Source organism: Frankia gtarii (assembly GCF_025403375.1).
Lineage (GTDB): Bacteria > Actinomycetota > Actinomycetes > Frankiales > Frankiaceae > Frankia > Frankia gtarii.
Genome location: NZ_JAMPTM010000600.1, coordinates 1 through 628 on the forward strand (window position 1 = coordinate 1; position 628 = coordinate 628).

The window sequence follows — 628 nt, forward strand, 5'->3', positions numbered from 1 at the left end:
CCCCAGCCGGAACCGGCCCCGCGCCCCGTCCTTCGACCGTGTCCCCTCCGGGAAGATCACCAGGTTCCAGCCGTCGCGCAACAGGTCCATCGGCGTCGACGACGGCGCCCCGCCGCTGCGGTCGATCGGCACCGTCGCGAACGCCAACGCGCTGCCCGCGCCGCGCCACACACTGTCGAAGAAGTAGTCCGCCGCCGCCGTCACCGCCGTACGCGAACGCACCCGCCCCGGCAGCGAACACAGCAGCAGCGGCGCGTCGAGATGGCTGGTGTGATTCGACACGATGATCACCGGGGTGTCGCGGACGGTGTCGAACACCTCACCGCCGTGCGCGTGCGCGGTCAGCGAGGCGTGCAGCAGCGGGCTCATCACCCCACCGAGGAACGCCGAGCGGGTCGTGCGCGCCGCGCCGCTACGCGCCCATCCGGTGGGGAACTCCCGCGCCGCCGGCCGCCCCGCCCGACCCCCGTCGCCGGCGGGCACCACCGGCGGGCCACCACGACGCGCACCCCGCGCGGCCTCGCGCAGCCCCACACCCCGTCGCGGCCTACCCATCCCGATCACCCATCCGTCCCGAACACCGTCGTCCCGAACACCGTCGTCCTACCGGTCCCATCCACCGCACCCG

The 628-nt window shown here is 74.5% G+C and carries 1 protein-coding gene; it reads right to left on the reverse strand.

Features of this window, described 5'->3' with window-relative positions; all coding sequences use genetic code 11:
* Positions 1-555: lysophospholipid acyltransferase family protein (locus NBZ83_RS32500; protein ID WP_261576553.1), on the reverse strand; the 555-nt coding region annotated here is incomplete at its 3' end.
* Between the last annotated feature and the right edge of the window lie 73 nt (positions 556-628).